Annotated in this window: 27 protein-coding genes; 16 read left to right on the top strand and 11 right to left on the bottom strand. The window is 73.5% G+C overall.

The window, feature by feature from the left end:
* Positions 1-19: 19 nt before the first annotated feature.
* Complete coding sequence (gene pheS, locus CHB94_RS21895; protein ID WP_089338673.1) at positions 20-1,087, bottom strand: phenylalanine--tRNA ligase subunit alpha; 1,068 nt, start codon at positions 1,085-1,087, stop codon at positions 20-22.
* Between the two features lie 190 nt (positions 1,088-1,277).
* Here pheS and CHB94_RS26405 point away from each other — a divergent pair, with 190 nt between their 5' ends.
* Positions 1,278-1,532: a hypothetical protein gene (locus tag CHB94_RS26405; RefSeq protein WP_254920843.1), complete on the top strand. Its 255-nt coding sequence runs from the start codon at positions 1,278-1,280 to the stop codon at positions 1,530-1,532.
* Entirely contained in the window at positions 1,532-2,119 is a 588-nt protein-coding gene (locus tag CHB94_RS21890; protein WP_254920842.1) for an EamA family transporter, read from the top strand. Before CHB94_RS26405 ends, CHB94_RS21890 begins: the two co-directional genes overlap by 1 nt.
* A 21-nt stretch (positions 2,120-2,140) precedes the next feature.
* On the opposite strand, the gene CHB94_RS21885 is transcribed toward CHB94_RS21890, so the two are convergent.
* Both CHB94_RS21885 and CHB94_RS21880 read right to left on the bottom strand, forming a co-directional pair.
* Entirely contained in the window at positions 2,141-2,458 is a 318-nt protein-coding gene (locus tag CHB94_RS21885; RefSeq protein ID WP_089338672.1) for a DUF4873 domain-containing protein, read from the bottom strand.
* Positions 2,459-2,475: 17 nt separating this feature from the next.
* Positions 2,476-3,162 (bottom strand): TetR/AcrR family transcriptional regulator, encoded by a 687-nt coding sequence (locus tag CHB94_RS21880; protein ID WP_089338671.1) that lies wholly within the window; start codon positions 3,160-3,162, stop codon positions 2,476-2,478.
* Between the two features lie 87 nt (positions 3,163-3,249).
* On the opposite strand from CHB94_RS21880, the gene CHB94_RS21875 reads away from it, so the two are divergent.
* A complete protein-coding gene (locus tag CHB94_RS21875; RefSeq protein ID WP_089338670.1) occupies positions 3,250-4,074 on the top strand; it encodes an AurF N-oxygenase family protein in 825 nt (274 codons plus the stop codon).
* A gap of 71 nt (positions 4,075-4,145) precedes the next feature.
* Here the strand turns inward: CHB94_RS21875 and CHB94_RS21870 are convergent, their stop codons facing one another.
* From CHB94_RS21870 to CHB94_RS21850, 5 genes are all read right to left on the bottom strand, one after another.
* The gene (locus CHB94_RS21870; protein WP_089338669.1) at positions 4,146-4,958 is read right to left on the bottom strand and encodes a TrmH family RNA methyltransferase; all 813 of its coding nucleotides are present in this window, start codon (positions 4,956-4,958) and stop codon (positions 4,146-4,148) included.
* A gap of 103 nt (positions 4,959-5,061) precedes the next feature.
* Entirely contained in the window at positions 5,062-5,445 is a 384-nt protein-coding gene (gene rplT, locus CHB94_RS21865; RefSeq protein WP_089338668.1) for a 50S ribosomal protein L20, read from the bottom strand.
* Positions 5,446-5,482: 37 nt separating this feature from the next.
* On the bottom strand, positions 5,483-5,677 hold the full coding sequence (gene rpmI, locus CHB94_RS21860; RefSeq protein ID WP_089338690.1) for a 50S ribosomal protein L35: 195 nt from the start codon (positions 5,675-5,677) through the stop codon (positions 5,483-5,485).
* Between the two features lie 145 nt (positions 5,678-5,822).
* The gene (gene infC / locus CHB94_RS21855; protein ID WP_089338667.1) at positions 5,823-6,452 is read right to left on the bottom strand and encodes a translation initiation factor IF-3; all 630 of its coding nucleotides are present in this window, start codon (positions 6,450-6,452) and stop codon (positions 5,823-5,825) included.
* A gap of 386 nt (positions 6,453-6,838) precedes the next feature.
* On the bottom strand, positions 6,839-7,324 hold the full coding sequence (locus CHB94_RS21850) for a PH domain-containing protein (RefSeq protein ID WP_254920841.1): 486 nt from the start codon (positions 7,322-7,324) through the stop codon (positions 6,839-6,841).
* A 65-nt stretch (positions 7,325-7,389) separates the two neighbouring features.
* Here CHB94_RS21850 and CHB94_RS21845 point away from each other — a divergent pair, with 65 nt between their 5' ends.
* The 11 genes from CHB94_RS21845 (at position 7,390) to CHB94_RS21795 (ending at position 16,494) form a co-directional block, all read left to right on the top strand.
* On the top strand, positions 7,390-8,436 hold the full coding sequence (locus CHB94_RS21845; RefSeq protein ID WP_217899434.1) for an MBL fold metallo-hydrolase: 1,047 nt from the start codon (positions 7,390-7,392) through the stop codon (positions 8,434-8,436).
* On the top strand, positions 8,415-9,050 hold the full coding sequence (locus CHB94_RS21840; RefSeq protein ID WP_217899433.1) for a uridine kinase family protein: 636 nt from the start codon (positions 8,415-8,417) through the stop codon (positions 9,048-9,050). Before CHB94_RS21845 ends, CHB94_RS21840 begins: the two co-directional genes overlap by 22 nt.
* A gap of 56 nt (positions 9,051-9,106) precedes the next feature.
* Entirely contained in the window at positions 9,107-10,234 is a 1,128-nt protein-coding gene (locus tag CHB94_RS21835; RefSeq protein WP_254920840.1) for a uroporphyrinogen-III synthase, read from the top strand.
* An 86-nt stretch (positions 10,235-10,320) separates the two neighbouring features.
* A complete protein-coding gene (locus CHB94_RS21830) occupies positions 10,321-11,109 on the top strand; it encodes a hypothetical protein (protein WP_089338665.1) in 789 nt (262 codons plus the stop codon).
* Positions 11,110-11,187: 78 nt separating this feature from the next.
* On the top strand, positions 11,188-11,622 hold the full coding sequence (locus CHB94_RS21825) for a hypothetical protein (RefSeq protein ID WP_089338664.1): 435 nt from the start codon (positions 11,188-11,190) through the stop codon (positions 11,620-11,622).
* A gap of 130 nt (positions 11,623-11,752) precedes the next feature.
* Positions 11,753-12,547 (top strand): TetR/AcrR family transcriptional regulator C-terminal domain-containing protein, encoded by a 795-nt coding sequence (locus CHB94_RS21820; RefSeq protein ID WP_089338663.1) that lies wholly within the window; start codon positions 11,753-11,755, stop codon positions 12,545-12,547.
* A 127-nt stretch (positions 12,548-12,674) separates the two neighbouring features.
* Positions 12,675-13,460 (top strand): DUF2382 domain-containing protein, encoded by a 786-nt coding sequence (locus tag CHB94_RS21815; RefSeq protein WP_089338662.1) that lies wholly within the window; start codon positions 12,675-12,677, stop codon positions 13,458-13,460.
* Positions 13,460-14,059, top strand: a complete 600-nt coding sequence (locus CHB94_RS21810; RefSeq protein WP_089338661.1) for a hypothetical protein — start codon at positions 13,460-13,462, stop codon at positions 14,057-14,059. The genes CHB94_RS21815 and CHB94_RS21810 overlap by 1 nt, the downstream gene beginning before the upstream one ends.
* Positions 14,060-14,159: 100 nt before the next feature.
* Positions 14,160-14,825: a GNAT family N-acetyltransferase gene (locus CHB94_RS21805; protein WP_089338660.1), complete on the top strand. Its 666-nt coding sequence runs from the start codon at positions 14,160-14,162 to the stop codon at positions 14,823-14,825.
* Between the two features lie 96 nt (positions 14,826-14,921).
* Positions 14,922-15,275, top strand: a complete 354-nt coding sequence (locus CHB94_RS21800; protein ID WP_089338659.1) for a YciI family protein — start codon at positions 14,922-14,924, stop codon at positions 15,273-15,275.
* A gap of 7 nt (positions 15,276-15,282) precedes the next feature.
* The gene (locus CHB94_RS21795) at positions 15,283-16,494 is read left to right on the top strand and encodes an RNA polymerase sigma factor (protein WP_089338658.1); all 1,212 of its coding nucleotides are present in this window, start codon (positions 15,283-15,285) and stop codon (positions 16,492-16,494) included.
* Here the strand turns inward: CHB94_RS21795 and arfB are convergent.
* Both arfB and yidD read right to left on the bottom strand, forming a co-directional pair.
* On the bottom strand, positions 16,491-16,931 hold the full coding sequence (gene arfB, locus CHB94_RS21790) for an alternative ribosome rescue aminoacyl-tRNA hydrolase ArfB (RefSeq protein WP_089338657.1): 441 nt from the start codon (positions 16,929-16,931) through the stop codon (positions 16,491-16,493). The genes CHB94_RS21795 and arfB overlap by 4 nt on opposite strands.
* A gap of 54 nt (positions 16,932-16,985) precedes the next feature.
* A complete protein-coding gene (gene yidD / locus CHB94_RS21785) occupies positions 16,986-17,468 on the bottom strand; it encodes a membrane protein insertion efficiency factor YidD (protein WP_089338656.1) in 483 nt (160 codons plus the stop codon).
* A gap of 32 nt (positions 17,469-17,500) precedes the next feature.
* On the opposite strand from yidD, the gene mmuM reads away from it, so the two are divergent.
* Positions 17,501-18,397: a homocysteine S-methyltransferase gene (gene mmuM, locus CHB94_RS21780; protein WP_217899432.1), complete on the top strand. Its 897-nt coding sequence runs from the start codon at positions 17,501-17,503 to the stop codon at positions 18,395-18,397.
* Positions 18,398-18,406: 9 nt separating this feature from the next.
* Here the strand turns inward: mmuM and CHB94_RS21775 are convergent, their stop codons facing one another.
* Entirely contained in the window at positions 18,407-19,264 is an 858-nt protein-coding gene (locus CHB94_RS21775) for an SDR family oxidoreductase (RefSeq protein WP_089338654.1), read from the bottom strand.
* 147 nt (positions 19,265-19,411) lie between these two features.
* Between CHB94_RS21775 and CHB94_RS21770 the strand changes: the two genes are divergently transcribed.
* The coding region (locus CHB94_RS21770; RefSeq protein WP_254920839.1) for a DEAD/DEAH box helicase at positions 19,412-22,058 on the top strand (2,647 nt) is incomplete at its 3' end.

Below are 22,058 nucleotides of genomic sequence, written 5' to 3'. Positions count from 1 at the left end.
GACGTCGCAACGCAACCGTTCACTGCTCGACTCCAAAGGCTGTGGTGAACCGGACGTCGCCCTCGACCATGTCGCGCATGTCGCCGACGCCGGAGCGGAACTGAAGGGCGCGCTCGATGCCCATGCCGAAGGCGAAGCCGGAGTACTCCTCCGGGTCGATGCCGCAGGCCACGAGCACCCGGGGATTGACCATCCCGCAGCCGCCCCACTCGACCCAGCGCGGACCGTCGCGGTGCTCGGGGAACCAGACGTCGAACTCCGCCGAGGGTTCGGTGAACGGGAAGTAGGACGGGCGCCAGCGGGTGATCGCGTCGGCGCCGAACAGCGAACGGGCCAGGTGGTCGAGGGTTCCCCGCAGATGGGCCATGGTCAGCCCGCGGTCCACGGCCAGACCCTCGACCTGGTGGAAGACTGGCGTGTGCGTCGCGTCCAGCTCGTCGGTCCGGTAGACCCGCCCCGGCCCCACGACGTAGATGGGCGGCTGCCGCTCCAGCATGGTCCGGGCCTGCACGGGGCTGGTGTGGGTGCGCAACACCAGGCCGGAGTCCTCGGGGTCGATGAAGAGGGTGTCCATCATCGTGCGGGCCGGGTGGTCGCGGCCGATGTTGAGCGCGTCGAAGTTCAGCCACTCCGCCTCGAGCTCGGGCCCGTCGGCGACCTCGTAGCCCATGCCCACGAAGATGTCGGCGATCCGCTCGGTCAGGGTCGTCAGCGGGTGCCGGGCGCCGCGCGGCGTGCGGTCCCAGGGGAGGGTGACGTCGACCCGCTCCTCGGCCAGCACCCGCGCGTCGCGCTCGGCCTCGAGCTCGGCGAGGCGGGCCGCGTAGGCCTCGGTGACCGCCGCTCGGGCGGCGTTCACCCGCTTGCCCGCGTCACTGCGGGCGGCCGGTGGCAGGGCACCGAGCTCGCGGCGGGCCAGCAGCACCGGCGCGCGGTCACCGAGGTGCGCCGGCCGGACGGCGGCCAGCGCCTCCAGGTCACCGGCCGCCGCGAAGGCCTTCTGCGCGGCGGTGACCGCGTCGTCGAGGGCTTCGGGCGAGAGTGCGGCGACCTGCTTGGGGTCGTAGGGATCGTTGGCGCCAGACACGGGAGGCCATTCTGCCCGGCGGGGCCCCCGGCCCGCGCCTGGGTTCCCCGTCTCCTCGCCAGGGCTCTGCACACTCGCCCCCATCACGGGCCTGATGGCGGTGAGTGTGCGGATCCGGTCCAGTCGGAGGCGGGTGCTGGAACGGGGTCGGGTGCGCTGCGGTGCGCCCCACGAGCTCCGGAGGTCGGGCGTGGCGGTGGTCCTGGCGCTGACCTCTGCCGTCGTCTACGGGGCTGCGGACTTCCTGGGCGGCCTCGCCAGCCGGAAGACGTCGGTGTTCGGCGTCGTCGTGCTGTCGCAGCTGGTCGGTCTGGCGGCACTGCTGGCACTCCTCCCCTGGCTCGGCGGCCCGGTCGGCGCCGACGACCTCGCGTGGGGCGCAGCAGCCGGACTCGCGGGCGCCGCCGGTCTCGTGCTCTTCTTCCGGACCCTGGCGCGGGCGTGATGAGCGTGATCGCGCCCGTCACCGCCGTCACCGCCGCCGCCGTTCCCGCGCTGGTCGGCCTGCTCGGCGGCGACCGGATCGGGCCATGGGCCGCGGTCGGCATCGTCCTCGCGCTCGCCGCGGTCATCCTGGTGTCCGCCGAGGGCGGACTGGGGGCACTCCGTGCCGCCCGGCCGGCCAGCCTGGTGCCTGCGCTCGCGGCCGGCTCCGCGTTCGGGCTCTTCTTCGTGCTGCTCGACCGGACGTCCGGGGACGTCGGCCTCACGCCCCTGGTCGCCGCCCGGATCGCCTCGGTCCTGCTGGTCGTCGCCCTCGCCCGCACAGCTCGTCAGCCACTGGGGGTGACGCGGCCGGCGCTCCCGCTCGTGGCCGTCTCCGGCCTGGGCGACATGACCGCGAACGCCCTCTTCCTGCTGGCCACCCAGGCCGACGGGCAGCTGGCGATCACCGGCGTCCTCGCCTCCCTCTACCCGGTCAGCACCGTGGTGCTGGCGCAGCTGCTGCTCCGCGAGCGCCTGGTCGGGGCACAGGTGGCCGGGCTGGGGGCTGCCGTGGTGGCCGTCGTCCTCATCACCCTGCCCGGCTGAGGCTCGCCGGCGGGAACGGCGTCAGCCGCGCGGAACGCCCTCGCCGTCGCCGTCGAGCAGCTCGACGGGGAACGGTGGCCGGTCCCGGCCGCTGATGCGGGTGTTCCCCCACGCGTCGCCCTCCACGGCCTCGGCGGCCGCGCTGCCGTGCGGGGTGGTGAGGACCAGCGCCGTCCGGGCAGGCAGGCCGGTGGCGATGCGTCCGGAGCACACCACGCGGCCGGCCAAGGGATCGAACCGGGCCGCCAAGGCCGCATGCACCGTCCGGGACGGCTCGCCGTCCACAGTGACGGTGACGTCGCCGTCGAACCCCTCGCGGTCGTCGTCAGGCCCGGACATCGCTCTCCTTCCGAGGATCAGCCAGACGGCGGCAGCAGCTCACCGAGGCCGCCGTGGGCGAGGGTGACCAGCTGCTCGACCAGCTCGGGCGCCGGCATCGTGCGGGCGGTGGACCACCAGTGCGTGGCCAGCTGGACCATGCCGACGATGCCGTACGCCCAGGCCGTCGACGACTGCGAGGGCCGGCCGGCGGACTCCAGCCGGTCGGCCATCAAGGCCGCCAGCGCCTCGGCGATCCGGTGCTCGGTAGCCGCGACCAGATCGGCCCGCCCGGACCTGCCGGAGTGCGCGTACGCGAAGCGGTACAGCTCCGGCTCGTCCTCGACCAGCGACACGAAACCGGCGATGACCGCCCGGAGCCCGGCCCGGTCGTCGAGACGGTCGGCCGTGATCTCACCGAGCAGACGAGGCAGCAGGACCGCCCCCGAGATCCGCTCGAGGACGGCGTCGACGAGCTCGTCCTTGTCCGAGAAGTACCGGTAGATCACCGTCTTGGAGACTCCCGCGCTGCGGGCGACGTCGTCCACCGCGAAGTCCGGCCCCGTGCGCCGGACGGCCTCGACGGCGGCACCCACGAGGTCCTCGCGACGAGCTCGCCGGTGCTCCGTCCACCGGGACCGCCGGCCGTCCGGTGCCGGCTCGGGAGGCGGTGGGGCGCTCCCGGAACGGGACGGTGCGGCCGAGGCCTCCGCCACCTGTTGCATGTGTTTCACGGTAACAGCTACCTTCCGTTGCAGCCATGCCCGACGTCCCGGGGGAGCTCGCCGAGGACCGCCACCATCTCGTCCACCATGCCCATTCCTGCCGCCGCTCAGTCCGGCCGTAGGCCGGTCGATCGACAGGAACTCTCCACCCGGCTGCTGGGCTCCGCGGCGAAGAAGTCGTACGACCCGGTCGTCGACATCGACTGGGCGGCACCCATCCCGGAGGGTCTTTACGGCCTGTCACCGGAGTGGTCCACGCTGTACGGCACTCCATTGTGGGAATCGCTCGGCGAGGACCAGCGGATCACCCTGACCATCCATGAGTACTGCTCGATCTCCGGCGTCGGGATCTGGTTCGAGTGCCTGCTCATGCAGCTCGTCCTGCGCGACATCTACGGGGACGACCCGGCCCAGCCGCACGTGCAGTGGGCACTCACCGAGATCGCCGACGAGTGCCGGCACTCGGTGATGTTCGCCCGCACGGCGGAGAAGTTCGGCGCGCCGTCCTACCAGCCGCCGGCCTCGATCCTGCGCCTGGGCAAGGCGTTCGCCGGAAAGGCCGACGGGCCGGCCGCCTATGCGGCGATCCTGGTCGCCGAGGAGGCCCGGCACATGCGGTTCGCACCCGAGGAGATCGCCCGCCGCGCGCCGGAGCTGTCGAGCGGGCAACTGCGCAAGCACCGCGCTGCCGTGGCCGCGGTGGCGGCGATCGTCGCCGACAACCTGGTGCAGCCCGACGTCTACGCCTCCGTCGGCCTGGACCCGCGGACGGCGAAGGCCGCGGCGCGGGCCAACGAGCACTACGCCGGCAAGCTGCGGGACGCCTCGACCGGCCTGCTGGCCTTCCTGCGCGGCGTCGGACTGATCGGCGGCCGGTCGGAGCTGCTCTGGAAGCGCGCGAAGCTGGTCTGAGACCCGCTCCCGAGTCGGTCACCGGCGAGGGGCTGATCGACACGTCGATGGGCGCAGCCATCCGCCGATGATCAACTCAGGTCGGAGGCTCGGCCTTGGGCGAACTGGGTGGTGTAGAGGCAGATCGCGGCGGCGGCCGCGAGGTTGAGGCTCTCGGCGCGACCGCGCATCGGGATCCGGACCCGCAGGTCGGCGAGGGCGGCAAGGTCCGCCGGGACACCGCGGGCCTCGTTGCCGAACAGCCACACCACGGGGCCGGCCAGCCGGCCGTCCGCGGCGACCTCGTCGAGAGCCGCCTCTCCTCCGCCGTCGGCGGCCAGGACGGTCACGCCCGCCGCCTGCAGCGACGGCAGCAGGGTGTCCAGCTCCACCCCACGGACGACGTCGACGTGGAAGACGCTGCCCGCGCTGGCGCGCACCGCCTTGCCGCCGTACGGATCGGCCGACCCCGCCCCGAACAGGACCGCACCGGCGCCACACGCGTCGGCCGTCCGGAGCACGGTTCCGGCGTTGCCGGGATCGGCCAGCTCGGCCAGCGCGACGGCCAGCCGGGGAGGTCGCGCGGCCAGCGTGGCGGCGTCGACGTCCCGCAGCGCACAGACGGCGAGCAGCCCCTGGGGCGTCACCGTCTCCGAGAGCGCGGCAGCGGCTCGCTCCGTGATCAGCCGGACCGGGACCGGGGTCGACGCGAGCAGGTCGCGATGGGCATCCGCGGCGGCCTCGGTGGCGAGGACCTCCCGCACGCCGGCGGGGTCGGCGAGCGCCTCGACGACGGCCTGCCGGCCCTCGGCCAGGAACAGGCCGGCGGCGTCCCGGCCGGCGCGGCGGGTGAGCTTGCGTGCCGCGACGATGCGCGCGGACCGCTCCGTGAGTGCTCCCGTCACCGGGCCTCCTCCGACGGGTCTCGCGCAGGACAGACGCCGACGCCGCCGGCGCCGGCCCGCGGGGGCCGGACACCGACGGCGTCGGATGCTGTGGGAACGGTGCTCAGGCCGCCTGCTCGTTCGACGGGGCGGCGGCGACCGCTGCGCGCGCGGTCTCCACCAGGGCGGCGAACGCGGCCGGCTCGTTCACGGCGAGCTCGGCGAGGACGCGGCGGTCCAGCTCGATCCCGGCGAGCTTGAGGCCCTGCATGAACCGGTTGTAGGTCATGTCGTTCAGGCGGGCCGCGGCGTTGATCCGGGTGATCCACAGCTTGCGGAAGTCACCCTTGCGGACCTTCCGGTCGCGGTAGTTGTAGGTGGCCGAGTGGAGGATCTGCTCCTTGGCCTTGCGGTAGAGCCGGGACCGCTGACCGCGGTAGCCGCTGGCGGCCTCGAGGGTCGTCCGGCGCTTCTTCTGGGCGTTGACCGCCCGCTTCACGCGTGCCACGTGAGAGCTCCTGTCTGTTCGTCAGTGAGAGGGGCGGTCAGAGACCGAGCAGCTTCTTCATGCGGCTGGTGTCGGACGGCGACAGCACCCCGATGCCCTTGATCCGCCGCTTGCGCGAGGAGGACTTGTGCTCGAACTTGTGCTGGTTGTTGGTGTGCTCGCGCACCAACTTCCCGCTGCCCGTCACCCGAACCCGCTTCGCGGTCCCCTTGTGGGTCTTCTGCTTCGGCATGTCCCTCGTCCTGTTCGTGTTGTCGGTGCTCGTCGGCAGCACGGGGCTGCCGGACGGCACCGGCCGTCTCGGTGGTGCGGTCTACGGCCTTCCTGCGGGGCCACTCGCGAGCTCGCGAGTGGCGGGGGCAGGGAGGTCCCTTCTCTCAGGCGCTGGGCGCCTGCTCCTCGGTCGCCGATGCCTTCTCCGCCTTGGCGCTGCGGCGGGCGGCGTCGGTGGCTGCCTGGTTCCGGTGCGGGGCGATCACCATCACCATGTTGCGGCCGTCCTGCTTCGGATTGGATTCGACGACGCCCAGCTCGCTGACGTCGGCGGCCAGCCGCTGCAGCAGGCGGTAGCCCATCTCCGGGCGCGACTGCTCGCGGCCGCGGAACATCACGGTGATCTTGACCTTGTCGCCGCCCTTGAGGAAGCGCTCGACGTGGCCCTTCTTGGTCTCGTAGTCGTGCGGGTCGATCTTGAGGCGCAGCCGCATCTCCTTGATGACGGTGAGCGCCTGGTTCCGCCGGGCCTCGCGGGCCTTCTGGGCGGACTCGTACTTGAACTTCCCGTAGTCCATGAGCTTCGCGACCGGCGGCCGCGCCATGGGCGCGACCTCGACGAGGTCGAGCTCGGCGTCCTGTGCCAGGCGCAGTGCTTCGCCGATGGACACGACGCCGACCTGCTCACCCTCGGGTCCGACCAGGCGGACCTCGGGGACGCGGATACGGTCGTTGATGCGGGGCTCGGTGATGGCCTCTCCTCTGCTCTTGCCTGTGAGGAGTCGCTGGCCCACCCGGGCGCCGGAGAGAACGAGGGCCCCGGGAGCATCAGCTCACGGGGCCCGTCTCGCCGGTGGCGCACGACCCGAAGGGTGCGTGCGCGGCGCGACAACCGACCGGAGGCCGGCTCTCGCGATCCGGGGACCTGAGTGCCTGGACGGCGTCAGGTGGGAGCGGGCTCCTCTTGGATCAGCGGCCCTGGCAGGGCCGCTGGATGGTTCGCGCGCCTCGATGTAGCGGGGGGAGGCTCGCCCACTCTACAGCGCCGGGGAGGACGATGGCATTCCCACCCCGTCCAGCTCTGCCGCGGCCCCCTGCGGGGTCCCGCCGCGAGCCTGCGAGCGGGTGAGGACCCCGTCCCCCTCACCGCTCGCTCGCGGTGAGCCTCCGGACGGGCCGCTCAGTCGTCGTAGAGCAAAGGGGGCGGTACCGGATCCTTCGCGCGGGCCGCCGCGTGCAGCGCCCGGAGACTCTCGACCGCCCGCACGGCGTGCTCCTTGTCCACCGCCTGCACGGCCAGGAGCGAGATCTCGTCGTCGTTCTCGAGCAGGAGCGACGCCCAGGGGGACTTCCGCTCGAAACGCACCGCCCGCACCGCCTGCCAGGGCAGCTCGTGGCGGACGACGACGTTGCGGACACGCACGCCGTCGGCGTCGGCGTCCACCCGGGACCGGCCGAGGAAGAGGATGCCGGCGGCCAGCACGAGCCCGAGCCCGACCATCGCCACCTGGTCGGAGGTGCGATAGGTGACGACGGTGTTGGTCGTCTCCTTCAGCCCCGCCGCGACGAACACCATCACGGCCACCACGACCGCACCGAGGAGGGCGAGCAGCAGGCGCAGCCGGCGGGGAACCGCCGACACCCGGGCGTCAGGAGTTCGTGTCACGCCTCCATGGTCGCAGGACCCGGGTGGGCGAGGGACGGCGCGGGCGACTGGCAGAGTGCCCAGGCGTGGAGACCACCGGCACCGCCCAGCACGCCGCCTGGCAGGCCCGCTCGCTCCCGCCGGTGGAGCAGCTCCGGGACGGGCTCTGGTCGATCCCCGTGCCGATGGGCGGGCCGCTCCGCTACGTCACCGTCCACGCGTTCGCCCTGGACGGCGGCGGCCTGGGCCTGCTCGACACCGGCTGGGAGAGCGAGGAGGCGTGGACCGCGCTCACCGGCGGCCTTGCCTCGATCGGCGCCGGCATGGACGACGTCCGCGGCGTACTGGTCACCCACCTGCACTTCGACCACCTGGGCCTGGCCGCCCGCGTCCGGGAGGCCAGCGGGGCGTGGATCGCGATGCACCCGGCCGACGCCACCCTGGTGCGGGGGTGGAACCGCCGGGGCGGCGCCGATGCGGTGGCCGCCGAGGTGGACTTCCTCGTCGGCCTGGGTGCCCGGCGCGACGAGGCGGTGTCCGACGTGGGGCCGGCCGAGAACATGGAGCGGTTCACCCGGATGGCCGTGCCGGACCGACTGCTGGAGGACGGCGAGCACGCCGACTTCCCCGGCTGGCGGATGCGCGCGGTCCACACGCCGGGGCACACGCCCGGGCACCTGTGCTTCGCCGAGGAGGAGACCCGGCTGTTCTTCTCCGGCGACCACGTCCTCCCCCGGATCAGTCCCAACATCTCCACCGGGGGCTCGGGCGCGGCCGATCCACTGCGCGACTTCCTCGAGTCGCTGGCCGCCGTCCGGGACCTGGACCCCGCCGAGGTGCTGCCCGCCCACGAATGGCGCTTCCGCGGGCTCGACGCCCGGGTCGACGCGCTGACCGCTCACCACGAGCTGCGGCTGACCGAGCTGCTCACCGCCGTCCGCGCCCATCCGGGCACTACTCCCTGGGAGCTCGCCGCACATCTCACCTGGTCGCGGCCCTGGGAGGAGTACGAGCGGCGGATGCGGATCTTCGCGGTGACCGAGACCGACGCCCACCTGCGGCTGCTGGCCAGCCGAGGGCTGGTGGTCAGCAGCGGCGGCCCGGTGCCGACGTGGACCCTGGCCGTCCGCTGAGCACCATCACCGTGGCCGAGCTGGTCGCCCGTGTGGAGGCGTCGCCGGCCCGACTGGGCGCCGTCCGGCTCGTCTGCATCGACGGACCGGCCGGCTCGGGCAAGACCACCCTCGCGGGCCGGCTGGCCGGCGCGCTCGGCGACGTCGCGACCGTGGTGCACCTCGAGGACCTGTACGCCGGCTGGTCGATGACCGGGGCGGTGGGCCGACTCGAGGCCGGCGTCCTGCGGCCGCTGGCCGAGGGCCGCGCCGGGGCCCACCACCGCTACGACTGGGCGGCGGAGCGGTTCGCTCCGCAGCCCACGCCCGTACCGGTCCGGCCGGTGCTCCTGGTCGAGGGATGCGGCAGCAGCCCCCGTCGCCTCGACCGGTGGACGAGCCTGCGGATCTGGGTCGAGGCGCCCGCGGAGCTGCGCGTCGCCCGCGGACTGGCCCGCGACGGCGCCGAGCTGGCACCCCAGTGGCGCCGGTGGCAGACCACCGAGGCAGCGGAGTTCGCCCGCGAGGACACCCGGATGCGCGCCGATCTCCGGCTCGACAGCGCCGCGGCCTCCCCCGCCGGAGCCTTCGTGTCCCTCCAGGGGACCGCCCCAGGAACCACCGCGGGCACGTGATGGACAGCGCGGAGCCCCGACACGTGCCGGCAGGGAGGACCCCGCACGATGGAGGGGTGACCGACCACGTGCACGCCCCCGAGGCGGCGACCGACGCTCTGCCGCTGGCCGGGTACACGGTCGCGGTCACCGCCGCGAGGCGCAAGGAGGAACTGGGCGCGCTGCTCGACCGCCGGGGTGCCCGGGTGGTCTACGCGCCGGCCATCCGGATCGTGCCGCTGGCCGACGACGCCGAGCTGGTGGCGGCCACGCGGGAGGTCCTCGCCCAGCCCGTCGACCTCGTCGTCGCCACCACGGGCGTCGGCTTCCGGGGGTGGCTGGAGGCGGCCGCCACGTGGGACCTGCCCCTGGTCGAGCACCTCCGCTCCGCGCGCGTGCTGGCACGGGGCCCGAAGGCTCGCGGCGCCATCCGCGGCGGCGGCCTGGTGGACGCGTGGTCGCCGGAGTCGGAGTCGTCCGCGGAGGTCCTCTCCCACCTGCTGTCCGGCGCCGAGGGGCCGCTGGAGGGACGCCGGATCGCCGTCCAGCTGCACGGCGACCCGCTCGCCGATCTGGTCGCGGGTCTGCGGGCCTCCGGTGCCGAGGTGGTGACGGTGCCCGTCTACCGCTGGGTGCTGCCGGAGGACGTCGCCCCCGTACGCCGGTTGGTGAGCACGATCGCCGCCGGAGGCGTCGACGCGGTCACCTTCACCAGCGCTCCGGCCGCGGCCGGCCTGCTCACCGTGGCCGACGAGCTCGGCCTGCTGGAGGACGTGGTGACCGCCATGAACGGGCGGGTTCTCGCCGTCGCTGTCGGGCCGGTCACCGCCGGCCCGCTGGACGCCGCCGGCATCCCGTCCCGCCAGCCCGAGCGGGCCCGTCTCGGGCCGCTGGCCCGCGAGGTCGAGGCCCGCCTGCCCGAGCGCGACCCGCTACTGCAGATCGGGCCGCACACGCTGCAGGTGCGCGGGTACGCCGCCGTCCTGGACGGGCGGCTCGTCGAGCTCGCCCCCGGGCCGATGGCGGTCCTGCGCGAGCTGGCCCGCCGTCCCGGCCACGTCGTCCCCCGGGCGGACCTGGTCGCCGCGCTGCCCAGCGGCGGGGACGGGCACGCGGTGGAGATGGCCGTGACCCGACTGCGGGCGGCGCTCGGCACGCCCGTCGTCGAGGACGAGGTGCAGCGCGGCTACCGCCTCGAGCTGTGACCTTCCGGCACCGCGGCTGCCCCCCCTGTGGGGAGGATCCGGTTCCCGGTGTGCAGCCCGGTACCCATACCGACGAAGATCACCGGGTGACCGCTTCCGAGGAGACGACGACGGGCCGGGACCTCATCGAGGCCGGCAGTCCCGTAGCCGGGTCGATGTGCCGGGCCGCCGCGACCGTGGTCTTCGAGCCCCGGGCGGCGATGGTCCAGGTCGACGACCGGTTCGCCGGGTGCCTGCGGACGAGCGCCGACGAGGCCGGCGCAGTGCCGCTCCCGCGGGAGCGGGTGCGCGCCGGAGCTGCCCTGGCATTCGCCGTCGAGTACGCGGCCACCCTGCACCGCAACGGCCGGTCCGCGCGCACCGACGGCTGGTTCGACCCGCGGCCGGGGAGTCGTCCGGCGGCCGAGGAGCTGGCCGAGGCCGTCCTCGCCGCGGCCCGGCGGTCGACCGAGGAGCGACGGGTCCGGCACCTGGGTTACCTGCTGGCCGGGGTGGCCGTCTCCCCCGACGTCGACCTCGGACTCGCCCGGCGGGCGCTGCGGCTGGCCGAGACGCTGAGCTGGCGGCAGCTGGCCCTCCTGGCCGGCGTCGGCCGCCGCGACCGGGTGCCCCTGCCGATGGCTCCGCTGGAGTCCGAGCCGCGGGCCTGGTCGGCCTGGGGCGCCCGGGAGGACGTCGCCGACCTGCAGTCCGCCGGTCTGCTCGACCCGCCACCGGTCCCCCCGCGTCCGGTGTCGACCCTGCCCCGGCTGCGGGCGGCCGACCTGCGGCTGACCCGGCGCGGTGTGCTGGTGCACCGGCTGCTCGTGCTCGACCTGCTGCACGAGGACGCGGTCGCGGTCGCCCTGGCGGATCTGGGCCTTCCCCGTTCCTGAGGAACCGCCCCTGACGGCCGCTGCCGATGTGTGACCACCGTTGTGGGCCCACGACGACCGTCACGGCGTGCAGGGGGCATGGACGACGAACCGGCCGCCCCGTGGATCGCGACGGGCGTGTGCGCGGTCGCCGCCGCGCTGGCGTTCGCTGCGTGCACGGCGAGCGGGACGACGGTCTGCCCGGCGATCGGGTGGTCGAACACGCTGACCGTCGGTCTGGCGGACGGCTGGCCGGACGTGGCGGGCGGAACCCTGACCGTGGGGTGCTCGTCGCGCTGCGGCCCGATGCCGGGGTCCACGGGCGAAGCGAACCGGGTGACGGTGCCCCTGACCGGGAGGTCCACCGTCGTCCAGCTCGACATGACGACGCCGGACTCCGCCGTCCTCACGGTCCTGGGGCCGGACGGGACCGAGCTCGCCGCGCTCGACGCCGACCTGGACTGGCGGCGCGTGGGTGGCAGCGAGGAGTGCGGCGGCCCCTCGGTGGCGTCGGTCGTCGTCCCCGCACCCTGACGCGCGGAGCGTGGGCACCGGCGTCGACCCCGGGGTCCGATGGCCCGGCAGGGGGCACCCGGTCCTGTGCGACGCCTCCGGCGGAAGATGTCACTCCGCAGGGGCCGGACGCACGCGAAGGAGCGAGGCCATGACGACTCCGCACGAGGGCGCCGACCCCGACAGCCCTGAGGGCCGCGGCGGGGCGGCCGCCGCCATCCCGGCCGCTCCGCCGGGCGGCGGCCGCGGAGCGCTCGACCGACGCCGGGTGCTCGGCGCGGCGATCGCGTTCATCGACCAGGAGGGCCTCAACGCCCTGACCATGCGACGGCTCGGTGCCTACCTCGGGGTCGAGGCCATGGCGCTCTACCGCTACGTGCCCGGCCGGGAGAACCTGCTCGACGGCGTGGTCGAGTCCGTCATCGACGAGCTGTACGGCGACCCCGACGTCCATCTGTCCGCGTCGCACGGCTGGCAGGACTACCTGCAGCGGCTGGCGCACGGGGTCCGGCGGATCGCACTGGCCCATCCGGAGGTGTTCCCCCTGGTGGCCAGCCGCCCACCGGCGGCCCCCTGGGTGCGACCGCCGCTGCGCAGCCTGCGGTGGGTCGAGTCCTTCCTGACCGCACTGATCGACAGCGGGTTCACCGAGGAGGCCGCGGTCGCCGCCTACCGGGCCTACTCCAGCTTCCTGCTCGGGCACCTCCTCCTGGAGGTCTCGCAGAAGGGCGTGAAGATCAGCCCGGAGGACCAGCCGGAGGGAGTGCCCGCGACCGCTGCGGCCACCGACCTGAGCGAGTACCCCACCGTCGTCCGCCTGGAGTCGCTGCTCTCCCTGGACGAGTCGGCGGCGGAGTTCGAGGAAGCGCTGGAGAACCTCCTGGAGCGTCTGGAGATCGTCCTGGCCGAGGGCCGGACGCCGCGCCGCGGGGACCGGCGACGCTGACGGACGGACACGCCGAAAGGTTGTTTACAAGGTAAATCGCCGGGCATGGCCCAGGACGACCGACCGCCGGGACCACCGACCCCCGCGGCGGCACCACTATCCCGAGCCCTGACCCGCGAGGAGCGCCATGATCACCGAACAGCAGCTCGACGTCGTCATCGGCAGCACGGCCGTCGGCCCCGACGGGAAGCTCGGCACCGTCAGCGAGGTCTACCTCGACGACGAGACCGGCCGTCCCGAGTGGGCCACCGTCCGCACCGGCATGTTCGGCACGAAGGAGGCCTTCGTACCGCTGGCGCAGGCCGACATCACCGGCGACGACCTGCGCGTCCCCTACGACAAGGAGACGGTGAAGAACGCCCCGCACATCGACTCCGAGGGACACCTCTCCCCCGCCGAGGAGACCGAGCTCTACCGCTACTACGGCATCGGGACCGACTCCAGCGCCCCGGTCGCGGACACGACCCGCGACACCGTCGGGCACGGCACGGTCGGCCACGGCACGGTCGGCCATGACACGTCCGGCCCCACGACCGACAACGCCATGACCCGCTCCGAGGAGCACCTGCAGGTGGGCACGCGGCGCGTGGAGAGCGGCCGGGCCCGACTGCGCAAGTACGTCGTCACGGAGAACGTCACCCAGACCGTGCCGGTGGCCCACGAGGAGCTCCGCCTGGAGCGCGAGCCGATCACCGACGCCAACATCGGCGACGCGCTGGACGGCCCGGCGATCTCCGAGGAGGAGCACGAGGTCGTCCTGCACGCCGAGCGGCCGGTCGTGGCCAAGGAGGCCGTGCCGGTCGAGCGCGTACGCCTGGACACCGAGACGGTCACCGAGCAGCAGACGGTCACCGAGGCCGTCCGCAAGGAGCAGATCGAGCTCGACACCGACGACGCCGTCCGGCGCTCGTGATGTCCCAGCCCGCCGGCTCCACCGAGGGAGCCCACTCGACGAAGGGTGCGGCCCGCGACGCGGTCGACGCCCAGCGGTCCCGTTACGGCGGCATCAAGTGGGGCGCCGCCTTCTTCGGCTGGCTCTCCGCCAACGGCCTGGCGGTGCTGCTGGTCGCCCTGCTCAGCGCCGCGGGTGTCGCCGTCGGCCTCACCCAGGGGGTTCCGTCCACCGACGAGGCCGCCCAGGAGGCCGAGACGATCGGCGTCGTCGGCGGCATCGTGCTGCTGGCGATCCTGTTCCTCGCCTACCTGGCAGGGGGCTACGTCGCCGGCCGGATGGCCCGCTTCGACGGCGTCCGCCAGGGCATCGCCGTCTGGGTGATCGGCCTGCTCGTGGTCCTGGTGCTGGCCCTCGCCGGATTGGTGTTCGGCTCGCAGTACAACGTCCTCCAGCAGCTGAACCTGCCGCGCATCCCGATCGACGAGGGCACCGCCACCACGGGCGGCATCATCGCGCTCGTGGCCGTCCTTCTGGTCACGCTGCTCGGAGCCGTCGTCGGCGGCAAGCTCGGCGACCGCTTCCACCGCAAGGTCGACCGCGCGGGCTTCGACACCTGAGCAGATCGCCTGCCCCGCGCCACGACAGCAGCACCCCCGGCGGGGGGCGTCCCAGCGGGCGGCCCCCCGCCGTCGTCCCCGGGCGTGGTCGAATGCCGGGGTGACCCAGGGCCCTACGATCCGGCGGATCGACACCCCGGAGGAGGAGGGGCCCGACGTCCGCCGGGCCGAGCAGCGCGACGTCCCGAGCATCGCCGCTACGCTGACCATCGCCCTCGCCGACTCCCGCTGGACCCGCTGGGCACTGCCCGACGACGGCCGCATGCAGCGGCTCACCCGGTTCCACGAACTCGACGCCGCTCACCGGGGGGTGGGCACCGGCACGGCGTGGGTGACCGACGACGTCTCCGCCGTCGCCGTCTGGGAGCCCCCACCCGGGGCCGCGGGGGCCGCTCCGCTCCCCTCCGACGTCCGGGCGGCCCTGGCGAGCGAGCTGCCCTACCTCTCCGCGGACCGGATCAGCGCCGTCCGCGACACCGCCGCGATCGTCGCCGCGGCCCGGCCCACCGAACCGCACTGGTGGTTGCTGCACCTCGGGGTCCGCCCGTCGTCGCGTCGGCGCGGTCTGGCGGCCGCGGTGCTGGCACCCGCGCTGGTGCGGTGCGACACCGATCGTGTGCTCGCCGCGGCCGCCGTCTTCTCCTGGGCCAACGTCCGCTTCCTGCGCGGCTTCGGCTTCGAGGTCACCTGGACCGGTCGGACGGCGGACGACGAGCTCCCGCTGTGGGTCGTGGTCCGGCAGCCTCAACCCCTGTTCACCGGCTGAGAACTTCGCTGTCCCAGCCTGTCGATTCGGGCGGGCGCCGTTCGTACAGGGGTGAGTGACCGGCGCGACGCCGGTCACGAACCGAGGAGGAACGTCATGCAGCAGTACCTGCTCACCGTGTTCGAGCCCGCCGGTGGAGTCCCCGAACCGGAGGCGCTGGCCGCGATCATGAAGAACGTCGAGGCGGTCGACCGGGAGATGCACGACGCCGGCGTCTGGGTCTTCAGCGGTGGTCTCCATCCGCCCGGCACCGCCACCGTGCTGCGGCCGGAGGACGGCGACGTGCTCGTGACCGACGGCCCCTACATCGAGGGCAAGGAGCACGTCGGCGGCTTCAGCATCATCCAGGCGCCCGATCTGGACACCGCGCTCGAGTGGGGCCGCAAGCTCGCCCAGGCGACGACCCTGCCGATCGAGGTCAGGCCCTTCCGCGCCGGCGAGGGCGGCTGACCGGCTCGTGCCCGGGTCGCCCGAGATCGACCGTGTGTTCCGCGAGCACTACGGCCGCGCGGTCGCCGTCCTCGTCCGCCTCCTCGGTGACTTCGACGCCGCCGAGGAGGCAGTGCAGGACGCGTTCCTGACGGCGGTCCAGCGCTGGCCCGCCGACGGCGTCCCGCCCAGCCCGGCGGGCTGGATCGTCACGACCGCCCGGAACCGGGCGATCGACCGGCTGCGGCGGGAGAGCTCACGGGCGGACCGGCACGTCCAGGCCGTACTGCTCCAGGCCGACGACGGACCGGTGGAGGTGGGTGCCGTGCAGGACGACCGGCTCCGGCTGATCTTCACCTGCTGCCACCCGTCGCTGTCGACGGCCGCGCAGGTGGCACTGACACTGCGGCTGCTGGGCGGGCTGACCACCGCGGAGGTCGCCGCCGCGTTCCTCGTGCCCGAGCCGACGATGGCCCAGCGGCTGGTGCGCGCCAAGGCCAAGATCCGGGACGCCCGCATCCCGTACCGGGTGCCGTCCGAGGCCGAGCTGCCCGACCGGTTGCGCGCCGTCCTCGCCGTCGTCTACCTGGTCTTCACCGAGGGCCACACCGCGACCTCCGGGGACCGGCTCGTCCGCGAGGACCTGTGCACCGAGGCCGTCCGGCTCGGCCGGCTGCTGCGGCAACTGATGCCCGACGAGCCCGAGGTGACCGGTCTGCTGGCCCTGATGCTGCTGACCGAGGCGCGCCGGCCGGCGCGGGCGGGGCCGCACGGCGAGCCGGTCCTGCTGGCGGACCAGGATCGTGAGCTCTGGGACCGATCGCAGATCGCCGAGGGAAAGGACCTGGTCCGGGAGTGCCTGCGGCGCAACCGACCCGGGCCGTACCAGATCCAGGCCGCCATCAACGCCGTGCACAGCGACGCCGCCTCGGCAACGGACACCGACTGGGCCCAGATCGTCACCCTCTACGACCAGCTGACGGCAGTCGCACCGAGCCCGGTGGTGGCCCTGCACCGGGCGGTCGCGGTGGCCGAGGTGTCCGGCCCGGCGGCCGGGCTGGCGCTCGTCGAGGAGCTCGACCTGACCCGGCACCACCTGCTCCATGCCGTCCGGGCGGACCTGCTCCGCCGCCTGGGTCGGCGGGCGGAGGCAGCCGCGGCGTACGACGCTGCCATCACGCTCGCCGGCAACGAGGCGGACCGGATGTTCCTGCGGCGGCGCCGGGACTCCCTCGGCTAGTCCCAGGATCGGCGCTGCTTCTTGAGCTGACCGCGCTGCTTCTTCGCCTCGATCCGGCGCTCCTGCGAGCCACGGGTCGGCTTGGTCCTCCGGCGACTCGGCGGCGGAGGTGCGAGGGCTGCGCGGAGGACCGCGGCAAGCCGTTCGCGGGCGGCCTGCCGGTTGCGCAGCTGCTGCCGGTGCTCACTGGCGGCGATGGTCAACCTGCCGTCGACGAGCCGGTTGCCGAGGCGGGCGGCCAGCCGCTGCTGCTGGTGCTCGGTCAGGCCGGGGAGGTCCAGCGGGGCGACCCACAGCTCGACGCGGGAGTCAGCCGTGTTGACCCCTTGACCCCCTGGCCCGGAGGAACGGGAGAACCGCCAGGTCAGCGCGGACGCGGGCACGACGACGGAACCGGTGACCGGGAGGTCACCGGAAGCGTCGTCGATCCCGGGCATGGGAACAGTCTGACCGAGCGGTCTTCGAGGCCCGCCCGCTTTCCTCCGGACGGGTCAGGCAGGCACCGGGTCCACCCCTCCGGTCACGCCCGGGCGGCAGCGCGCCAGGCGGCGCAGGGTCAGCCAGGAGCCGCGCCGGGCACCGTGCCGTTCGAGGGCCGCGACGGCGTAGGCCGAGCACGTCGGGGTGAACCGGCAGCACGGCGGCCGGGACGGGCTGATCCGTCGCTGGTAGACGCGCACGGCGGCGATCATGCGGTCGGCGAACCGGGTGCCGCGCTCCCCCGTGCCGGCCACCCGTACCTCGCGCAGCGTCGTCGGCGCCAGCAGCATCGAGTCCATTCCGCAGCCGACCGCGTTGGCCAGGCAGCATCCGGTGTTGAGGAAGAGCAGGTCGCGCAGACAGCTGTCGTTGCGCCGTCCGTACCCGTAGCCCGCCGGCGCGCCGTACCCGTAGCCCGGCGGCGGGCCGTAGCCGTACCTCCGTCGGGGACGACGGCGACGAGGGCCCCAACCACTGCTCCAGATGAACACCATGGACGGCCTCTACCCGCGGGATGATCACCGGCATGCCTTCCCTCGCGGACGCTCTCGTTTCCGGGCCGGTCGTGCTCGACGGCGGCCTCTCGACCGAGCTGGAGGCCCGCGGGTACGACGTCTCCTCCGCGCTCTGGTCGGCCCGGCTGCTGCGGGACGACCCGGCGGCCATCGTGGCGGCGCACGCGGCCTTCGCTGCCGCGGGAGCCCAGGTCGCGACCACCGCGAGCTACCAGGCCACCGTCGAGGGCTTCGGCGCGATGGGCGTGGACGTCCGCCGGGCCCGGCGGCTGATCGAGCTGTCGGTGGTCCTGGCCCGGGAAGGGCAGGGGGGCGGCTGGGTCGCGGGGTCGATCGGCCCGTACGGGGCGATGCTGGCCGACGGCTCGGAGTACACCGGCGCCTACGTGGCCGAGATCGACGTGGCCGCGCTGCGCGCCTTCCACCGGCCGCGGATGGAGCTGCTCGCCGAGGCCGGGGCCGACGTCCTCGCCTGCGAGACCGTGCCCGCCGCCGCCGAGGCGGAGGCGCTGCTCGGCGAGGCGGCGTACCTCGGTGTGCCCGTCTGGCTGTCCCTGACGACGGTGCTCGACGACGACGGCGTTCCCCGCACGCGCCGGGGGGAGCCCGCCGCCGACGTGTACGCGATGGCCGCGGGAGTCGCCGAGGTGGTCGCGGTCGGGGTCAACTGCACCGCCCCCGCGGCGATCGGCCCCACGATCGCCGCGGCGTCGGTCGCCGGGAAGCCGATCGTCGCCTACCCGAACAGCGGCGAGACCTGGGACGCCGTGGCCCGTGGCTGGAGGGGGCCGCTGCAGTTCTCACCGGACGACATCCTCTCCTGGATCGCGGCCGGTGCACGACTCGTCGGCGGCTGCTGCCGCGTCCGCCCCGAGGACGTCCGACGGATCGCTGCGGCACTCAGCTGACCGGGACGGCTACAGGATCGGCTTGCCGCCGGTGACCGCCACCCGGGCACCCGACACGTAGGACGCCTCGTCGCTGGCCAGCATCACGTAGACCGGCGCGAGCTCCGCCGGCTGGCCGGGGCGCCCGATCGGCACCTGCTGGCCGAAGCTGTCCACCTTCTCCTCCGGCATGGTCGCCGGGATGAGCGGCGTCCAGATCGGGCCGGGGGCGACGCTGTTCGCCCGGATGCCCTTCTCGGCATACATCTGGGCGAGGCTGGCGGTGAAGTTGGCGATGCCGGCCTTGGTCATCGCGTAGGGCGCGAGGTGCGGGCTGGGGCTGTCGGAGTTCACCGACGACGAGTTGATGATCGACGCCCCTGGCTGCATGTGCGGGATGGCGTCCTTGCAGAGGGTGAACATCGCCGAGAGGTTCACCGCCAGCGTGTAGTCCCATTCGTCGTCGGAGACCTCGTCCAGCGACTGGTGGCTCATCTGGAAGGCCGCGTTGTTGACCAGGATGTCGATCTTGCCGAACTCCTCGACGGCCTTGGGGATGATCGTCTTGGCGTGCGCCCGGTCGGCGAGGTCGCCGGGGACGAGCACGCAGCGGCGCCCGGCCTCCTCGACGTACTTGGCGGTGTCCTTCGCGTCCTCGTGCTCGTTCAGGTAGGAGATCAGGATGTCGGCGCCCTCGCGCGCGAAGGCGATCGCGACCGCCCGGCCGATCCCGCTGTCACCACCGGTGATGACGGCCGCCTTGCCGGTCAACCTTCCCGACCCGCGGTAGCTCTCCTCGCCGTGGTCGGGCTTGGGCGTCATCTCGCCCAGCACACCGGGAGGGGTCTGCTGCTGTTCGGGCTGGGTCTCGGGACGGGGCTCTGACACGGATCCTCCTGGGCTGCTCGGTGCCGCGCCGACTGCACGCGGCTCCCGCCTGGGGTCGACGGTGCTGCCGCCCTACCCCCGCCGTCCGCGACGGAACCGGCCACCTGCACGGGAAGAGGAGAAGCGTCAGGCAGGCTGGTACCCACGATGTCCTCCTCGCTGACCGCCCCTCCCCTGCTCGACGACCCGGCCGACCTCACGGCGCTCCGGGCGCGCGGCAACGACCCCGATGACCTGTTCGCCTCCTTCGCGGAGTGGGCGGAGTCCAGCGGGACGACGCTGTACCCGGCGCAGGAGGAGGCGCTGATCGAGTTGGTCAGCGGCGCGAACGTGGTCCTCGCGACGCCCACCGGCTCGGGCAAGTCACTGGTCGCCACCGGTGCCCAGTACGCGGCCCTGGCCGCCGGACGACGCAGCTACTACACCGCCCCGATCAAGGCGCTGGTCAGCGAGAAGTTCTTCGCCCTGTGCGGCGTCTTCGGGGCGGCCAACGTCGGGATGCTCACCGGTGACGCGTCGGTCAACGCCGGTGCGCCGATCATCGCCTGCACCGCCGAGGTGCTGGCCAACATCGCCCTGCGCGAAGGGGCGGACGCCGACATCGGGCTCGTAGTCATGGACGAGTTCCACTTCTACGGCGACCCCGACCGCGGCTGGGCCTGGCAGGTGCCGCTGCTCGAGCTGCCGAAGGCGCAGTTCCTGCTGATGTCGGCCACCCTCGGCGACGTCACCTCCCTCCGGGAGGACCTGACCCGCCGCACCGGCCGGCCGACCGCGCTGATCGCCAACGCCGAGCGCCCGGTACCGCTGCACCACTACTACGCGACGACGCCGATGCACGAGACGATCCAGGACCTGCTGGACACCAAGCAGGCACCGGTCTACGTCGTCCACTTCACCCAGGCGTCGGCCCTGGAGCGTGCGCAGGCGCTGATGAGCGTCAACGTGAGCACGAAGGAGGAGAAGGCCGCGATCGCCGACATGATCGGCGGCTTCCGCTTCTCCTCCGCCTTCGGGACGACGCTGTCGCGGCTGGTCCGCCACGGCATCGGCGTCCACCACGCGGGCATGCTGCCCAAGTACCGGCGGCTGATCGAGCAGCTGGCGCAGGCCGGGCTGCTCAAGGTCATCTGCGGCACCGACACCCTCGGCGTCGGCATCAACGTGCCGATCCGGACCGTCGTCTTCTCGGCGCTGTCGAAGTACGACGGCAGCCGCACCCGACTGCTCCAGGCCCGCGAGTTCCACCAGATCGCCGGGCGGGCCGGACGCGCGGGCTACGACACCGCGGGCACCGTCGTCGTCCAGGCGCCCGAGCACGAGGTGGAGAACCTCAAGCAGTTCGCCAAGGTGGCCGACGACCCGAAGAAGCGCCGCAAGCTGGTGCGCAAGAAGGTGCCCGACGGCATGGTGCCGTGGAGCGAGGCAACCATGAAGCGCCTCATCGAGGCCGAGCCCGAGAAGCTGACGAGCAACATGCGCGTCTCGACGTCGATGATCCTCGACGTCGTCGACCGGCCCGGCGACCCGTTCGCGGCGATGCGCCGGCTGCTCACCGACAACCACGAGCCGCGCAAGAAGCAGCTGCAGCACATCCGCGAGGCGATCGGCATCGCCCGGTCGCTGCTGCAGGCCGGCGTCCTGGTCCGGCTGCCGGAGCCCGAGCCGGACGGACGGCGCTACGACCTGACCGTCGACCTGCCGCCGGACTTCGCGCTCAACCAGCCGCTGTCGACGTTCGCGCTGGCCGCGATCGACCTGTTGGACCCGGAGTCGGAGACGTACGCGCTCGACGTCGTGTCGGTGATCGAGGCGACGCTCGACGATCCACGGCAGATCCTCGCCGCGCAGCTGAACAAGGCCAAGGGCGAGGCCGTCGCACAGATGAAGGCCGAGGGCATCGAGTACGACGAGCGGATGGAGCTGCTCGAGGAGATCAGCTACCCCAAGCCGCTCGAGGAGCTGCTCGGCCACGCCTACGACGTCTACCGGCAGACCAATCCCTGGGCCGCCGACGCGCAGCTCTCGCCGAAGTCCGTCGTCCGCGAGATGTGGGAGCGGGCGTTCACCTTCCGCGAGTTCGTCAACACCTACGGGCTCACGCGGGCGGAGGGCGCGGTGCTGCGCTACCTCTCGGACGCCTTCAAGGCGCTCCGGTCGGGGGTGCCGGCCGCCGCGCGCACCGAGGAGGTCACCGATCTCGTCGAGTGGCTCGGCGAGCTGGTCCGTCAGGTCGACTCGTCGCTGCTGGACGAGTGGGAGCAGCTGACCTCACCCGACCAGCCGCTGGACGCGCCCGTCGCCGTGCCGGCCCGCCCCCGGCCGCTGACCGGCAACGAGCGGGCCTTCACCGCGATGGTCCGCAACGCCCTCTTCCGGCGGGTGGAGCTCTTCGCGCGGCGCCGCTGGTACGACCTCGGCGAACTCGACAGCGCCGCCGGCTGGGACGCCGACCGGTGGGAGGAGGTCGTGCGCGCGTACTTCGCCGAGCACGACGAGGTGGGCACGAGCGCCGACGCCCGCGGGCCGGCGCTGCTCATCATCGACAAGTCGGAGCCCGGAGTCTGGCGGGTGCGGCAGATCCTCGACGACCCGGCGGGAGACCACGACTGGGGCTTCGACGTCGAGGTCGACCTGGAGGCCTCCGACGAGGAGGGCGCTGCGGTGATCCGGCTGGTCGACGCCGGGCGGAAGGACTGGGGCGTGTCTGGCGGATCTTGGCTGGCAGGGGTCCGCAGCCAGATCTTGATCGAGGCGACGTCGATGGTGCCTCGGAAGACGAACTCGCGTTTGT

Origin of the sequence: Blastococcus mobilis (genome assembly GCF_900188025.1) — a bacterium.
In the GTDB taxonomy this organism is placed as follows: Bacteria; Actinomycetota; Actinomycetes; order Mycobacteriales; family Geodermatophilaceae; genus Blastococcus_B; species Blastococcus_B mobilis.
This window is presented reverse-complemented; position numbering and strand designations above follow the sequence as displayed.

Coding starts and splice junctions, on each gene's coding strand:
- CHB94_RS21800 (WP_089338659.1), top strand. CDS start 14,922: ATGCAGCAGTACCTGCTCACCGTGTTCGAGCCCGCCGGTGGAGTCCCC.
- CHB94_RS21890 (WP_254920842.1), top strand. CDS start 1,532: ATGAGCGTGATCGCGCCCGTCACCGCCGTCACCGCCGCCGCCGTTCCC.
- yidD (WP_089338656.1), bottom strand. CDS start 17,468: ATGGTGTTCATCTGGAGCAGTGGTTGGGGCCCTCGTCGCCGTCGTCCC.
- CHB94_RS21880 (WP_089338671.1), bottom strand. CDS start 3,162: ATGCAACAGGTGGCGGAGGCCTCGGCCGCACCGTCCCGTTCCGGGAGC.
- mmuM (WP_217899432.1), top strand. CDS start 17,501: ATGCCTTCCCTCGCGGACGCTCTCGTTTCCGGGCCGGTCGTGCTCGAC.
- CHB94_RS21825 (WP_089338664.1), top strand. CDS start 11,188: ATGGACGACGAACCGGCCGCCCCGTGGATCGCGACGGGCGTGTGCGCG.
- CHB94_RS21815 (WP_089338662.1), top strand. CDS start 12,675: ATGATCACCGAACAGCAGCTCGACGTCGTCATCGGCAGCACGGCCGTC.
- arfB (WP_089338657.1), bottom strand. CDS start 16,931: ATGCCCGGGATCGACGACGCTTCCGGTGACCTCCCGGTCACCGGTTCC.
- CHB94_RS21875 (WP_089338670.1), top strand. CDS start 3,250: ATGCCCATTCCTGCCGCCGCTCAGTCCGGCCGTAGGCCGGTCGATCGA.
- rpmI (WP_089338690.1), bottom strand. CDS start 5,677: ATGCCGAAGCAGAAGACCCACAAGGGGACCGCGAAGCGGGTTCGGGTG.
- CHB94_RS21885 (WP_089338672.1), bottom strand. CDS start 2,458: ATGTCCGGGCCTGACGACGACCGCGAGGGGTTCGACGGCGACGTCACC.
- CHB94_RS21820 (WP_089338663.1), top strand. CDS start 11,753: ATGACGACTCCGCACGAGGGCGCCGACCCCGACAGCCCTGAGGGCCGC.
- CHB94_RS21810 (WP_089338661.1), top strand. CDS start 13,460: ATGTCCCAGCCCGCCGGCTCCACCGAGGGAGCCCACTCGACGAAGGGT.